Here is a 14468-nt window from a genome sequence, read left to right as displayed (position 1 = left end):
AGGTATCAACCTTCCATAAGAACGAACCAGTGCACTAGCTTAGTTCGAACTGCGCACTCAAGGCGAACCGGTGGCCCCGGTTCAGAACTCATAGTTTGCTGGGACGTGGAGGCCCAAGTGCCTCCACGCCGCCGAGGTGGCGACGCGTCCGCGCGGAGTGCGGCTGATGAGTCCCTCCCGCACGAGGTAGGGCTCGGAGACCGTCTCGACCGTGTCGGCCTCCTCGCCGACGGAGACCGAGAGGGTGCCGAGGCCGACGGGGCCCCCGCCGAAGCGCCGGCAGAGCACGTCGAGCACGGACCGGTCGAGGCGGTCGAGGCCGAGTTCGTCGACTTCGTACACGGTGAGCGCATTGAGGGCCGCCGCCTCGTCGATGACGCCGGAGCCGCGGACCTGCGCCCAGTCGCGGACGCGCCGGAGCAGGCGGTTGGCGATGCGCGGGGTGCCGCGCGAACGGGTGGAGATCTCCTCGAGACCACGCACCTGAGCATCGATGCCGAGCATGCGGGCCGAGCGTTTGAGCACGGTGAGCAGGTCTGCGCTCGAGTAGAAGTCGAGGTGGCCGGTGAAGCCGAACCGGTCGCGCAGGGGTGCGGGGAGGAGGCCCGAGCGCGTGGTCGCCCCGACGAGGGTGAAGGGCGGAAGGTCGAGCGGGATCGCCGTGGCACCGGGCCCCTTGCCGACGATGACGTCGACGCGGAAGTCCTCCATCGCGACGTAGAGCATCTCCTCGGCGGCCCTGGCCATGCGATGGATCTCGTCGATGAAGAGGACTTCGCCCTCTTCGAGGGAGGAGAGGATGGCGGCGAGGTCGCCGGCGTGCTGGACTGCCGGGCCCGAGGTCACCCGCAGACTCGCCTGCATCTCATGAGCGATGATCATCGCCAGCGTCGTCTTGCCGAGTCCGGGCGGTCCGGAGAGCAGGACGTGGTCGGGAGTCCTGCTGCGCGCCTTGGCGGCGTCGAGGACGAGGGAGAGCTGTTCGCGGACCTGGGGCTGTCCGATGAAGTCCTGGAGTCCCTTGGGACGGAGCGCGGCTTCGGCGTCGCGCTCGGCCGCTTCGGCGGTGCCGGAGACGAGGCGGTCCTGCTCGGCCGCGGTGAGTCGCTGGTCGCCGAAGTCCATTTCGTAGGAGTCGGGTTCGCGAGACAGAGGTTCTCGTCCGGTCATTTCCTCGCACCCAGGACTTTGAGGGAGGCCTTGAGGAGTGTCGAGGTGCCGGTGTCAGGACCGAGCTCGCTGACGACGTCCTGCACCGCCTCGGCGGCCTGGGGTTCCTTCCACCCGAGGCCGACGAGGGCGTCGACGACCTGCTGGTTGACTCCCCCGAAGGACAGCGCGGGCGCGGAGGCCGTCGCGGCGAACTTCGGCAGCTTGTTCTCGAGTTCGAGGATGATGCGCGAGGCACCCTTCTTCCCGATGCCCGGCACGCGGGTGAGCGCGGTCGCGTCCTGTCCGGAGATGGCGGCGGCAAGCTCGTCGGGGCCCATGACCGAGAGGATGGCCATAGCCAAGCGCGGACCGATGCCGGAGATGGTGAGGAGGACTTCGAAGGTGTGGTTCTCGTCCTCGGTGCCGAACCCGAAGAGGGTCATCGAATCCTCGCGGACGACGAGTGTGGTGACGAGCTCGATCTCGGCGCCATGGCGAGTCCCCGCGAGGGTGTCCGGTGTCACGTGCACTTTGCGTCCGACTCCATAGGTGAGGACGACGAGGTGGTCAGCTGCGATGCGATGAACCGTACCGCTGAGGAAACTGATCACGGACAGCCTTTCGGGTGGGAACACTTGTACGAATCCAGGTTAACAGGAACCCTTAACCCAACGTATCCGACATGCCCGGGCGGATTCTGCCGTTCACCCACCGCCACCGAAGCCACCAGCGTCGCTTTCGGGTTCACTCCCGGGCGCTGGCCCACTGCCCCCTGGAGGCTCACCGTCATGTGGAGGCCCACTCGTCCCCGGAGGTTCGTCAAAGAGGGTTTCGGCGGCCTCGCGGGCGATGAAGCGGGCGTGGAGGATCGGTCTGCGTTCGACATCGATCGAGGCGGGCGGAATCCACGCGGGTCTGCCGTCAAAGAGCATGTAGGCATACCAGTCCGATTTGTCGATGAGGTGGTGATGCATTCCGCATGCCAAGGTGAGGTTGTTGAGTTCGGTCTTCCCGCCCATCGCCCAGGGGACGATATGGTGCGCATCGCACCACCCCGGAGGTGTCTCGCACCCGGGGAACGTGCATCCCTGGTCGCGTGAGGCGAGGATGGCGAGCTGCTTCGCCGTCGCATGCCGATTCTCGGTGGCCAGAGACAGGGATTTCGCCTTGTCGCTCATGAGGTGAAAGAACACCGAGCCGTTGAGTCCCTCGTCGACAGCGAGATCGATGGGAAACTCCGCTTCGGCTCCGGTGACCGCTCGGCCCTTCTTCTCCGCAAGGTGCTCGGCCGTCGCGTTGACGACGAGGGCGAACGGTGCGCCCTTGCCCACTCGGTCCATCTCGATCCGGGAGATCATGGTGGCGAACCGTTCGTAGATGAGGTTCTTCACCGATCCCTGAGCGTCAGAGGTGTCGACGAAGGCTCCGTCTTCTCGCACGCCCCAACCCCGGCTGATGCCGCAGTCGGTCGCGCCCGGAGTCAGGTCGGTGGGGACACGCGCATCCGAGACGTCGCCGGAGAGGACGCTGGAGAACAGGTCGACGATCTCCTGGTCGCCTTCGCTGTGCGGCTGCCCGGTGATCGGGTCGAGATCTCCGGCACGGCCAGCCGGACTGCCGCCGACAAGGCCCTCAGAGCCCGCGCGAACGACCTCAGCGCCACTGGTGCCGTCAGCGCCTGTACCGTCAGCGCCCGCGCCGACAGCGCCGGCACCTGCCGCACCGTTGCCTGCGTCGCCGTTCTCGACAGTTCCGTCTCCGACCCTGTCGGTGGTCGCAGGGTCGTCGGCTTTGATCCGCGAGGTCAGCCAGCCGTGGAGGATGCCGCCCGAGATCGGGTCGAGCAGTCCGGACAGATCCCAGTCGCCGTCTCGTCGCTGGCGAACGTTGACCCGATACTTCGAGCGATCATGCGAGTCCGGGGGCTCCTCACCGTCAGGGTCGAGACGATCAAGCATCTCGGCGAAGATCCGTTTGAGGTCGGACACCCGCACGCTCGGTGCGCGCGAGACAAGCTTCTCCTCGACCCTGCTGCGCACATCGGAGGAGATCCAGAACGGTACGGCGTCCATGCATTCGCCGATGACCGCTGCCTGACTCGAGGAGAGCCGGCCGGATCGCAGGCCCTCGGCCACGAGAGGGTACTTGGGTGGTCGTGACTGGCCGGTGACGTCGACTCGGTTCCCGAGGTTCTTGGCCAGTTCCGTGCGCCGGCGAGCTTCTCTGCCACTGAGCTTGAGCTTGTCCTGCACAAGTGACTTGGTGGTCTTCGCGCCGTAGTCCTTGGGGGTGCCGGTGCGTTCGAACACCGAGAGGGTGACGGCGGAGAGCAGGTCGACGATGCGACTGAGCGCCTCGAGGCCCTGCATCACGGTGACAGCCTCGTCGGGTCCCATCGGACGCTGGAAGGTCTGCAGCTGTGTGGCGAGCTCGGTGAGAGCAGTGAGGCTCCCTGTGACCTCCGGCACCGACGACTGCATGTCGGCCCACTGCTCGCTGCTGAGCATCGGGTGCGGGGAGTCGGGAATCGAGGTGTCACGGTGCTCGTCGACGGCAGCCTGGAACGGGTTCGCGATATCGGACACGCACGGCCGATCCACTGCATCCGAGCCCACATCGGTCAGCTTGTCTTCTCCGCTCCGACCGGTCCCTCCCCCTGCGATGCCATCGTCTCGAACGCCGTCGTCCGAGCGCTGGGATCCATCCGAGCGCAGGGACCGTTTCGCAGCCGCGTGCTTCGAGGACTGTTTCCCCGCATCGGACCGCGCATCATCAGACCGCACTTCGCGCGACTGACTCCCAGCAGCCCCGCAATCGTCGGAAACGACTCGGCCCTCGTCTGTCTGCGGACGGGGTTCATCGAGCTTGCCGAAATCCTGGGGTGCGACCGGAGCGATCTCACCGAAGCGATCGGCGAGTTCGTGTCCGCCGAGATCCATACCGGCGTCTCTGAGCTGATCGAACAGCGACTGCGGCTGGCTTCCGCCCGCTCGTCCACCCGCGCTGCCGCCCGACGATTCGTCTCGGGTCCACGGGAGCGGCCGTCCGGCCGCGCGCCTTCCTTTTCCTTCGGAGCCTCTGCTCCGACGGCTCGGCGTGCGATCCGGTGTCAGCGTCATGATCTCAGTGATTCGTCCATCAACATCTTCGTTGTATCGTTGTCCTGATTCTACGCCTATTCACTTCATTGTGTCTATAGTTTCGTTCGAATCTTTCGAAGTTATTTCTACGTGTTTCGCCGTCGTTCTAATCGGTGTAGATTCACGTCTCTGACCAGCGCACACGTTCCGCACCCAACAAGATGCACGCACGCAGAGACCCGAACGTCGATGCTCCGAACACAGAGGCACGCGAGATAGAACGACTTCCGAGCACGAGGGAAACAGCCTGCAGGGAGCGACGCAACACGGCACTGATCCGCCCAAGGAACCGCCGTCGAAGGGCGGGGGGGGAACACACCCCAAAATGCAGGGAAACAGGACGTTGAAGCGCGAATAGGTATCGCCCGCCGTCCATTCGACCTGACACAGCGTCGGCATTCGGCGTCATCCGAACAGTACGCCCAGAACCTTCACTTCGCGTCGCGCAGGGCTCTCGCCCACTGCTCCTGGGCCTTCGTCAGCCCACTCCCCTGCCGGCCGCCGCCCTTGCGCTCGGTGAGGTCCTTGTTCGCACCCGGAGTCGACTGCGCGCTCAGCGCCCCTCTCCATGAGTGGCAGATGGCGATCGCCAGTGCGTCGGCGGCATCCGCGGGCTTGGGCGGAGCGTCGAGGCCGAGGATGCGGGTGACCATGTTCGTCACCTGTTTCTTGTCGGCTCTGCCGGAGCCGGTGATCGAGGCCTTGACCTCGGACGGGGTGTGCATCGCCACGGGGATCCCGCGGCGCGCGGCGAGCCCCATCGTCAGCCCCGAGACCTGGGCGGTGCCCATGATCGTCGAGACGTCGTTGCGCGCGAACACCCGCTCGATGGCCACCACATCGGGACGGTGCACATCGAGCCAGGTGTCGAACGCCTCGGCGAGGCTCCCCAGCCTCAGGTCCACGGAATCCGCGGACGGGGTGCGGACGACGTCGACGGCGACCATGGCGACCCGACGGGCCGACAGGGTGTCGATGACGCCGAGCCCGCACCGCGTGAGGCCGGGGTCCACGCCGAGGATGCGCATCAGGCGTCGAGTTCTGCGAGGACCTCGTCGCTGACGTCGGCGTTCGAGTAGACGTTCTGGACCTCATCGCTGTCCTCGAGGGCATCGATGAGCTTGAACACCTTGGCTGCGGTCGCAGCGTCGAGGCTGACCTTGAGTCCGGGCACGAACGACGCCTCAGCGGAGTCGTAGTCGATGCCCGCGTCGACGAGTGCGCTGCGCACGGCCACGAGGTCGGTCGCCTCGGAGATGACCTCGAAGGTCTCGCCTTCGTCGTTGACCTCTTCGGCCCCGGCTTCAAGGGTCGCTTCGACGATGGCGTCCTCGTCGGTGCCCTCGGCCGGGACGACGATGACGCCCTTGCGGTTGAAGTTGTACGACACCGAGCCGGGGTCGGCCATCGATCCGCCGTTGCGGGTCACGGCGACCCGGACTTCGGAGGCCGCACGGTTGCGGTTGTCGGTGAGGCACTCGATGAGCAGCGCCACGCCGCCGGCCGCGTAGCCTTCGTACATGATCGTCTCGTAGTTGACCGCTTCGCCGTCGAGGCCGCCGCCGCGCTTGACCGCGCGGTTGATGTTGTCGGCCGGGACGGAGTTCTTCTTCGCCTTCTGGATCGCGTCGAAGAGGGTCGGGTTGCCATCGGGATCAGGTCCACCGTTGCGTGCGGCAACCTCGATGTTCTTGATCAGCTTGGCAAAGAGCTTGCCGCGCTTGGCATCGATGGCAGCTTTCTTGTGCTTAGTCGTTGCCCATTTGGAATGACCTGACACTGGTGTTCCTTCCTATAGATACAGCCCTACGATTCTATACGCTCGCGCCCCTCCGCCCGAAAGCGCGCCGAAGGACGGAATGAGGAGCACCCCGCCGAGGCTGTTCGTCGGTCCCAGCCTTCCCCCGCCGAGGCTGTTCGTCGTCCCAGCCGACCCCGCCGGTTCTCCCCTGCGACGGTGAGCCGATCCCGGCGGAACCGCCGATCGAGCTGAGCCGGCTGCCGAGGCGTCTGCCGGCCGACCGCCCGCAGACAATCAGTCGATGACGAGCGGGACGTCGGGGACGGCTCCCCGGGAGGCGAGCTCCATGAGGCTGAGCAGGTTCCTCGGGTAGATCGTCTCCGTCGTCTCGAGCAGCTCTTCGCGGCTCCACCAGCGGAACTCGAGGAGACTGCGCTTCTCGATGTCCGTCCACACGGCGTCTTCGAGCTCGATGTCCTCGGTCGTCCGATAGGCGAAGTAGGTCTCGAGCTGCCGCAGCTCCTTCTCCGTGAAGTGGAAGACCTCGTCGCGGATGGCGAGCGGACCGATGAGGTCGCCGGGCTCGCATTCGATGCCTGTCTCCTCGGCGAGCTCCCGCGCCGCCGTCTGCGCCGGGGTCTCGCCCATCTCCGAACCGCCGCCGCACGTCATCCACCACTGGTGGGACGGAGTGAGCAGGTCCTGGGCCCTGATGAGGAGAACCTCGTCGCGCTCATTGAGCAGTACGACCCGCGAAGCTTTACGAGGTTTCATGGTTCTCCAGGAGTTGACGGCGGACAGACGAAATTCTTTGCAGGATAGTGATGCAGCAGGCGATCATCAAGACGCCCAGGGCGACCGTCAGAACGATATCGGGTAGTCCCATTCCGACCAAGCCGGTGACGACGAGTGTGACCAACAACCGATCGGCGCGCTCGGCGATCCCACCCGCGGCGTGGACGCCGAGTCCCTCCGCGCGCGCCCGGACGTAGGAGACGAGCGAACCGGTGACGAGACAGCCGAGGGCGAGCAGCGCGGTGAGCGGGTCGGAGGCGCCGAGGAAGAACCACAGGGCGAGCCCGATGAAGACCGCGGAATCAGCGATCCGGTCGAGCGTCGAGTCGAGGAAGGCCCCCCAGAGGCTGTTGCGCCCGGTCTCCCGGGCCATGATCCCGTCGAGCATGTCGCAGAAGACGAAGACCGTGATGACGATCGTCCCCCAGAGCAGCTGCCCGAGCGGGTAGAACACCAGGGCACCCGCGCACACCCCGATCGTCCCGATGTACGTCACGGCATCGGGTGTCAGTCCCAGGCGCAGGAGGAGCCTCGCCAGGGGACGGAAGAGTCGGGTGAATGCCGCGCGGGCAATGGTGTTGAGCATCGGGTCAGCGAACCACCGCGGTCGACAGTGGACGGTCGTCGGTCGCCGACTCCGCCGGTCGCCCGCCGAGGTGGGTGTCCCACCAGTCGATGATCGCGTCGAAGCGCTGCCGCCGATGGCGCGGCTGCCCCGACCGGGAGAGTTCGTGGTTCTCGCCGGGGAAGATGAGCAGCTCGGTCTCCACGCCGGCCCGCTGCAGGGCGGCATAGTACTGCTGAGCCTGCTCGAGCGGGCACCGGAAGTCGAGTTCGGAATGCATGACGAGTGCCGGGGTGCGCACCTCAGCTGCATGGGCGAGCGGCGACTGCCGTTCGATCGCGGCGGCGTCCCGGCTCGTGTACTCCTCCGAGAAGAAGCGTCCGATGTCCGAGGTGCCGACGAAGCTGTGCGGGTCGAGGTAGCCGCGTTCGACGATCGCGGCCCGGAACCGGTGGTCGGCGGCGATCGTCATCGCGGTGAGGTATCCGCCGTACGATCCGCCCTGCACGCCGAGGCGGTCCCCGTCGAGGTCCGAATCGAGCGCGAGCGCATGCTCGAGGACGGCGAGGACGTCGGCCATCGCCGGCTCCGCCATGTTCCCCTGCACTGCCGTGCCCCATGTGCGGGTGCGTCCGCCTGAACCGCGAGGGTTCGCGTACACGACCGCATACCCCGCCGAGGTGAGCACCTGGGTCTCGTCGAACCATCCGTGCGTGTACTGGGCGAAGGGACCGCCGTGGATGTTGAGGACGACTGGGAAGGGTCCCTGACCTGTGGGTTTGGCGAGCCATCCGGTGATCGTCCCGCCCTCGCCATCGACGCGCAGAAGCCGCGGGAGGACGGAGTTCGCCGGTGCCGGGTGCGCGCGCAGCACGCTCGGCCCCGTCTCCCCCGCCGAGGCGGTGGCCCCGGCTGCCTCCGCCGCATCGGCGACGCCGGCGACGGCGAGCCCGGATTCAGCGGAGGACACGGCGGCGACGTCGGAGTCGTACATGTCGTCCTCACCGGCTGCGTGCGCCTCGGCGAGCGTCGAATCGGCATGGGGGTGCTCATCGTCGACGAGGTCGGCGACGGCGTTGGCGTCCATCACCCCGCCCTCGATCGAGCTGTGGCCCGCGATCTCCGTCGCCCCAGCCGTCGGGCTCGGCCCGTCGGCGCCGGAGCCGTCGAGGCCGACCCGGATGAGCACGGCGGGACTCTCCGGGGTCACGGCAGTGGCGACGGCGGTTCCCCCGTCGACGGCGAAGCCGGTGACGACGCTGAGCGCATCGGTGAGGAAGCGGAGGTCGTCGAGGACGACCGCCTCGGCGGACAGATCGATCCTCGCCAGGCGCGTCGCACCGTCGGTGTCGACGGCGACGACCGCCGACTCCCCGAGGACGATGGGAGGCAGGGAGGCGATCGCCACGGTTTCGGGGTCGGTGAGCCGGCGGGTCGTGCCCGTGCTCAGATCATGGACGAAGAGGCCGGGCATCTGACCGACGAAGTCGAGGGCGTCGCGCGTGAGGTCGGCGCCGACGAGGAGGACGCGATCGTCGTCGATCCAACGGTGCAGACTCACGCTCATCCGCGGCAGCTCGAGTGCCTCCGGTCCGTCGGAGCCGAGCAGCCACACCGTCGAGCGCAGGTCGGGTTCTCCCCGGTCAGGAGTGACGTCGGCGATGACGCTCATCCGTGCGCCGCTCGGCGAGAACTGCGGGTCGTGGACATCGGACTCGGGGGTCTGAAGCATCGTCGACAGCGGCACCTCGGCGCTGCCGGTGATGCCCGCCTTGCCGAGGCCCGGCTCGATGAGGTCGACGAGGAAGGCCCGGGCGGGACGATCCCCCACATACCCGAGCCCGTTGGCGTGATACGCCGCCGAGGTGATCCGACGCGGTGCCTCCTCCTCGGCGGGGATGTCGTCGTCGGTGCCGTAGCGGCCGGATTCGGCGACTCGGGCGACGTAGAGGGCGCGACTGCCGGCATCGTCGATGTCGAACTCGGTGACGCCGAGGTGGTTGTCCGTGATCCGGTGCGCCGTCGCGAGCGAGGGGCCGGCGAAGAGCTGCGGTCGCTCGGACTTCTCAGCGCTGAGATATCCGGACCAGTGCTCGCCGATGTGCGGGGCCGAGTCACGCCAGCCGTGCGTGATCCGCTGCGAGGACTCCCCACGGAAGGCGAAGAGCTGCGTGAGGTAGGTGTTCGACTCGAGGTCGGGGCGGGTGATCGCGACGATCGTGTCCTCACCGGCGACGACGGGCGTGGCGTATTCGGCGAGCGAATCGAGGTCTTCGGGGTTCATCGGTTCCATTCTCTCGACAGCGCTGCCCGGGCATCGGCGTGCACTTGCGGCAGGGCTTTCGTCTGTGCGACGACGGGCAGGAAGTTCGCGTCTCCGCTCCAGCGCGGGACGACGTGCTGGTGGAGGTGGGCGGCGATCCCGGCACCGGCGACCTCGCCCTGGTTCATGCCGAGGTTGAAGCCGTCGGGCCCGGAGACCGACCGGATGACGCGCATCGCCTTCTGCGTGAAATGGGCGAGCTCGACCGTCTCCTCCTCGGTGAGCTCCGTGTAGTCGGCGACGTGCCGGTAGGGACAGATGAGGAGATGTCCCGGGTTGTACGGATAGAGGTTGAGCACGGCGTAGACGGACTCACCGCGAGCGACGATGAGCCCCTCCTCGTCGGACTTCTTCGGTGCCGCGCAGAACGGGCATTCGTCGACACCCGAGTCCTTCGGCTTGTCCTGGCCGCCGATGTAGACCATCCGGTGCGGTGTCCACAGCCGCTGGAATCCGTCGGGCTCCCCCGGGAAGCCCGAGGCCGACTCGATGTCGGCCAGGTCCATGCCGAGGTCGGGTTCGGTCCGCTTCCCCTCGCCGAGGTGGTCGGACTGTCCGTCCTCCGTGGTCATACCTGGGCCTTGGTCTCGATCGCCTCGACGATCCGCTCGATCGCCTCGGCGACGGGCACTCCGTTGTCCTGCTCACCGTCGCGGAAGCGGAAGGAGACCGCACCGGCGTCGCGGTCCTCCCCACCGGCGATGAGGACGAAGGGCACCTTCGACTTCGAGGCGTTGCGGATCTTCTTCGGGAAGCGGTCGTCGCTGTCGTCGACCTCGACGCGCACGCCCGCGGCGCGCAGCTTCACGGCGACCTCATAGAGGTAGTCGTTGAACTCGTCGGCGACGGGGATGGCGGTGACCTGGACGGGTGAGAGCCAGACCGGGAACGCTCCGGCATAGTGTTCGGTGAGGACACCGAGGAAGCGTTCGATCGAGCCGAACTTCGCCGAGTGGATCATCACCGGCTGCTTGCGGCTGCCGTCGGCGGCGACGTATTCGAGTCCGAAGCGCTCTGGCTGGTTGAAGTCGAGCTGGACGGTCGACATCTGCCACGTGCGCCCGATCGCATCCCGGGCCTGGACGGAGATCTTCGGGCCGTAGAACGCGGCTCCGCCGGGATCGGGGACGAGTTCGAGTCCGGACTCGGCAGCGACCTGCTCGAGGGTCGCGGTCGCCTCGGCCCACTGCTCGTCGGAGCCGATGAACTTGTCCTTCTTCTTCCCGTCCTCGTCGCGGGTGGAGAGTTCGAGGTAGAAGTCGTTGAGTCCGAAGTCGCGCAGGAGGCTCAAGACGAAACCGAGGAGATGGCGGATCTCGGCGGCCGCATCCTCGATCGCGACGTAGGAGTGCGAGTCGTCCTGCGTGAGCGCCCGGACGCGGGTGAGACCGTGGACGACGCCGGAGGGTTCGTCGCGGTAGACGGTGCCGAACTCGAAGAGCCGCAGCGGCAGATCCCGGTAGGAACGTCCGCGGGAGCGGTAGATGAGGTTGTGCATCGGGCAGTTCATCGCCTTGAGGCGGTAGGGCGTGCCCGCCTTGACGATCTCTCCCTCCTCGTCACGGACCTCGTCGACGAGCATCGACGGGAACATGTTCTCGCCGTAGTAGGGCAGATGGCCCGAGGTGTAGTAGAGGGTCTCCTTCGAGATGTGCGGAGTCCCGACGTACTCGAAGCCCTCCTCGATGTGGCGGGCGCGGACGTAGTCCTCCATCTCGCGCTTGATGACACCGCCCTTGGGGTGGAAGACGGGCAGACCGGAGCCGAGCTCCTCGGGGAAGGAGAAGAGGTCGAGTTCGGCACCGAGCTTGCGGTGATCACGGCGTTCGGCCTCAGCGAGGCGGTCCTGGTAGGCCTTGAGGTCGTCCTTCGAGGCCCACGCGGTGCCGTAGACGCGCTGGAGGCTCGCATTCGCCTGGTCGCCGCGCCAGTAGGCGGCAGAGGAGCGGGTGACGGCGAACCCGTTGCCGATGAGCTTCGTGTTCGGCAGGTGGGGGCCGCGGCAGAGGTCCTGCCACACGACCTCGCCCTTGCGGTCGACGTTCTCGTAGACGGTGAGTTCGCCCGCCCCGACCTCGACGGCTGCGGACTCGTCGTCGCCGGCGCCCTTGTCGCTGATGAGTTCGAGCTTGTACGGCTCGTTCGCCATGCGCTCGCGCGCCTCGTCCTCAGTGACGACGACGCGGTTGAAGGTCTGGCCCGACTTGACGATCTGCGCGGCCTTCTTCTGGATGGCCTTGAGGTCATCGGGGGTGAAGGGCTTGGCGACATCGAAGTCGAAGTAGTAGCCGTCGGTGATGTAGGGGCCGATGCCGAGCTTGGCATCGGGGAAGAGCTCCTGCACGGCCTGCGCGGTGACGTGCGCGGTCGAGTGGCGGAGGATGTCGAGACCCTCGGGGGAATCGATGAGGATCGGGGCGATGCTGTCGCCCGGGGCGAGTTCGCGGCTGAGGTCGGCCGGCTCCCCATTCAGCCACATCGCCACCACCGCGCGGTCCGTGGAGAAGATCTCCGTCCCGGTCAGACCCTGTCTCCAGGGAATGCTCTCACCCGCGCAGTCGATGCTGTCTGCCACTGAATCTCTCCGATCGTTGTGCTTGTCTCACGTTGCGGCGCCGACACGCTGACGGCTTCTGCGCGCACGCCGCTCTTAGAGTCTAGTACCAAACCGGGTCTGCGAAATCAGTTGGGTGGCAGTCATATGACTGCCACCCAACTGCCCCTGCGCGACTGCGGTGGGGAACGCTCGGACTCGCTCCGGCCCGGTCGTCAGACCTTCTTGAAGTCGAAGGTCGTGCCCTTGCCGAGGTCGTCGAAGAGCAGGAGCTGGAGCTCCATCTGATCGACCTCATCGGCGGGAACGCCGTATGCGAACTCGTAGGTCTTCTCACCGCCGGCGGGGACGGGTTCGGCGAAGGCAAGGATTCCCTGGTACTTGTTGCCGTCGAAGACGTCCGAGTAGGTCGCGCCCGAGCCGTTGGAGGCCGTGACGCTGGTCAGGGACATGTCGATCTCGGAGCTCGAATTGTTCTTGATCGTCATCGTCACGATGGCGATCTCGCCGTTCGTCGACTCCGCGCCGATCGCGGTGTTGCTCGCCGTGCCGGGCGCGACGCTGACTGCAGCCGTGATGTCGGTGCCGATCTCGACTTCTCCGCCCTCGACCGGTGCGGCCTCCGCCGTCTCCTCGGTCGCCGGCGACTCGGCACCGGGATCGGTCGGGTCGATCGGCGCACCGTAGGAGGTGGGTGCCTCCGACATCTCGTCGACGGCCTTGCCGAGCATGCCGATGCCGATGATCGTGGCGATGATGACGATGATCGAGATGAGGATCGAGACGAAGCCGAGGATGAGACCGGTGATGGTCACACCCTTGTTGCTCGCCAGGCCCTTCTTGATCGCCGAGAGGCCGATGAAGCCGAAGACGACGGCGGCGATGCCGAAGATCAGGCCGATGCCGAAGACGAAGGCGAGGACGACGCCGATGATGCCGCCGATGAGGGCGAGGATGCCCCAGATGTTCTTCGAGGTGCTGCCGCCGGATCCCGAGGAGTAGTTCCCGTAGGAGGCGTTCGGGTTCGCAGGCGTGAACTGGTCTCCCCCGCCGCCGGCTGCAGCGTAGGCCGGCTGCTGGCCGTACTGGTTGGAGTCGTAGCTCTGACCGTAGTTCTGATTCTGGTCGTAGCCCTGGGCGTTCTGGTCATAGCCCTGGCCGTAGTTCTGGTCGTAGCCGCCCTGAGAACCCTGGGCGTTCTGGTCGTAGCTCTGACCGTAGCCCTGACTCTGGCCGTAGCCTCCCTGGGAGCCGCCGTACTGACCGTCCTGACCGTACTGGGACTGAGAGCCGTAGTTCGGAGCCTGGTTGTCCGAGCCGTAGCTCGGCGCCTGGTCACCAGAGCCATAGCTCGGTGCCTGGTTGTCCGAGCCGTATGACTGCGTCGGCTGGTCGGACCCGTACGACGGCGCACGGTCACCCGAATCGTACGAACGGGTCGGCTCGTTCGATCCGTACTGGGGGGCCTGGCTGTTCGAACCGTACTCGCTGCCGTTCTCGTCTCCTGAACGGCTCTGATCGTTCGCGGAATTCTCGCCGGTGTTCTCGTTGTCCGAACGGCGGTTCGGATCGTACGGATTCTGCGGGGTAGACATATGTGCTCCGAGTCCTTGTGTGGGCTGTGCTCTGACTAGCGTACAAGCATAAGAGTAGCCTCAACATGCGCTGTGCGTGGCAGAACTGCCACACATGTCGCCTTTTCCGTCGGCGCGTCGTGACCGGCGGTGGAACGCCTCACTCCCTGTCCAACTCTGGACTTCAATCCGGGCTGCACACCAGTCAGAACCGCCGTTCTCAGGGGCGGATTCGGCGGCGGGGGTACACGTGGGGTACACGCCGCGGATGAGAAGCCGAGCTTGAGGAACGTCCTGAATGCACGAAACCCCAGGTCAGAGCCTGGGGTTCCTAGTGTGCGCGATACTGGGATCGAACCAGTGACCTCTTCCGTGTCAGGGAAGCGCGCTACCGCTGCGCCAATCGCGCTCTATTCATTTGTTGCACCGGAACCGTGAAGGCCCCTGTGCGCGATACTGGGATCGAACCAGTGACCTCTTCCGTGTGAAGGAAGCGCGCTACCGCTGCGCCAATCGCGCTAACTCACCGACAGACGAGCTGTCGGAGAATCCGAGGTGGCGACGGGATTCGAACCCGTGTATACGGCTTTGCAGGCCGCTGCCTCGCCTCTCGGCCACGCCACC

At 66.5% G+C, this 14468-nt stretch carries 12 protein-coding genes and 3 tRNA genes; 1 reads left to right on the top strand and 14 read right to left on the bottom strand.

All coding sequences use genetic code 11. The annotated features are described in order from the left end of the window. Positions 1-81: 81 nt before the first annotated feature. From ruvB to EZE58_RS15465, 3 genes are all read right to left on the bottom strand, one after another. Positions 82-1125: a Holliday junction branch migration DNA helicase RuvB gene (gene ruvB / locus EZE58_RS15475; RefSeq protein WP_009377130.1), complete on the bottom strand. Its 1044-nt coding sequence runs from the start codon at positions 1123-1125 to the stop codon at positions 82-84. 41 nt (positions 1126-1166) lie between these two features. Beyond that, the gene (gene ruvA / locus EZE58_RS15470) at positions 1167-1763 is read right to left on the bottom strand and encodes a Holliday junction branch migration protein RuvA (protein WP_009377129.1); all 597 of its coding nucleotides are present in this window, start codon (positions 1761-1763) and stop codon (positions 1167-1169) included. A gap of 93 nt (positions 1764-1856) precedes the next feature. After that, positions 1857-3737 carry an HNH endonuclease signature motif containing protein gene (locus EZE58_RS15465; protein ID WP_051995514.1) on the bottom strand — a complete coding sequence of 627 codons (1881 nt, stop codon included), beginning with the start codon at positions 3735-3737 and terminating at the stop codon, positions 1857-1859. Here EZE58_RS15465 and EZE58_RS15460 point away from each other — a divergent pair. Then, positions 3693-4319, top strand: a complete 627-nt coding sequence (locus EZE58_RS15460; protein WP_051995513.1) for a hypothetical protein — start codon at positions 3693-3695, stop codon at positions 4317-4319. The genes EZE58_RS15465 and EZE58_RS15460 overlap by 45 nt on opposite strands. A 404-nt stretch (positions 4320-4723) precedes the next feature. Here the strand turns inward: EZE58_RS15460 and ruvC are convergent, their stop codons facing one another. The 11 genes from ruvC to EZE58_RS15405 form a co-directional block, all read right to left on the bottom strand. Beyond that, positions 4724-5320, bottom strand: a complete 597-nt coding sequence (ruvC, locus tag EZE58_RS15455) for a crossover junction endodeoxyribonuclease RuvC (protein ID WP_009377127.1) — start codon at positions 5318-5320, stop codon at positions 4724-4726. Then, positions 5320-6072, bottom strand: a complete 753-nt coding sequence (locus EZE58_RS15450; protein ID WP_009377126.1) for a YebC/PmpR family DNA-binding transcriptional regulator — start codon at positions 6070-6072, stop codon at positions 5320-5322. The genes ruvC and EZE58_RS15450 overlap by 1 nt, the downstream gene beginning before the upstream one ends. A gap of 255 nt (positions 6073-6327) precedes the next feature. Continuing rightward, positions 6328-6807 (bottom strand): NUDIX domain-containing protein, encoded by a 480-nt coding sequence (locus EZE58_RS15445; RefSeq protein ID WP_040341488.1) that lies wholly within the window; start codon positions 6805-6807, stop codon positions 6328-6330. Further along, positions 6794-7414, bottom strand: a complete 621-nt coding sequence (pgsA, locus tag EZE58_RS15440; RefSeq protein ID WP_009377124.1) for a phosphatidylinositol phosphate synthase — start codon at positions 7412-7414, stop codon at positions 6794-6796. The genes EZE58_RS15445 and pgsA overlap by 14 nt, the downstream gene beginning before the upstream one ends. A gap of 4 nt (positions 7415-7418) precedes the next feature. Further along, complete coding sequence (locus tag EZE58_RS15435; protein WP_167560884.1) at positions 7419-9677, bottom strand: prolyl oligopeptidase family serine peptidase; 2259 nt, start codon at positions 9675-9677, stop codon at positions 7419-7421. After that, positions 9674-10222: an HIT domain-containing protein gene (locus EZE58_RS15430; protein ID WP_040341521.1), complete on the bottom strand. Its 549-nt coding sequence runs from the start codon at positions 10220-10222 to the stop codon at positions 9674-9676. The genes EZE58_RS15435 and EZE58_RS15430 overlap by 4 nt, the downstream gene beginning before the upstream one ends. A gap of 62 nt (positions 10223-10284) precedes the next feature. Beyond that, positions 10285-12291 carry a threonine--tRNA ligase gene (gene thrS / locus EZE58_RS15425; protein WP_167560882.1) on the bottom strand — a complete coding sequence of 669 codons (2007 nt, stop codon included), beginning with the start codon at positions 12289-12291 and terminating at the stop codon, positions 10285-10287. A 194-nt stretch (positions 12292-12485) separates the two neighbouring features. Continuing rightward, positions 12486-13865, bottom strand: coding sequence for a DUF4190 domain-containing protein (locus EZE58_RS15420; protein ID WP_119296212.1), 1380 nt, complete (start codon positions 13863-13865; stop codon positions 12486-12488). Between the two features lie 316 nt (positions 13866-14181). Continuing rightward, a tRNA-Val gene (locus EZE58_RS15415) sits at positions 14182-14253 on the bottom strand. Between the two features lie 38 nt (positions 14254-14291). Further along, positions 14292-14363 (bottom strand) — tRNA-Val (locus EZE58_RS15410). 34 nt (positions 14364-14397) lie between these two features. After that, positions 14398-14468: transfer RNA gene (locus EZE58_RS15405), tRNA-Cys, on the bottom strand.

It is taken from the genome of Brevibacterium sp. LS14 (genome assembly GCF_012027885.1).
GTDB lineage: Bacteria > Actinomycetota > Actinomycetes > Actinomycetales > Brevibacteriaceae > Brevibacterium > Brevibacterium casei.
The sequence above is the reverse complement of the archived record's forward strand: the minus strand, read 5'-3'. Positions and strand labels throughout refer to the sequence as shown.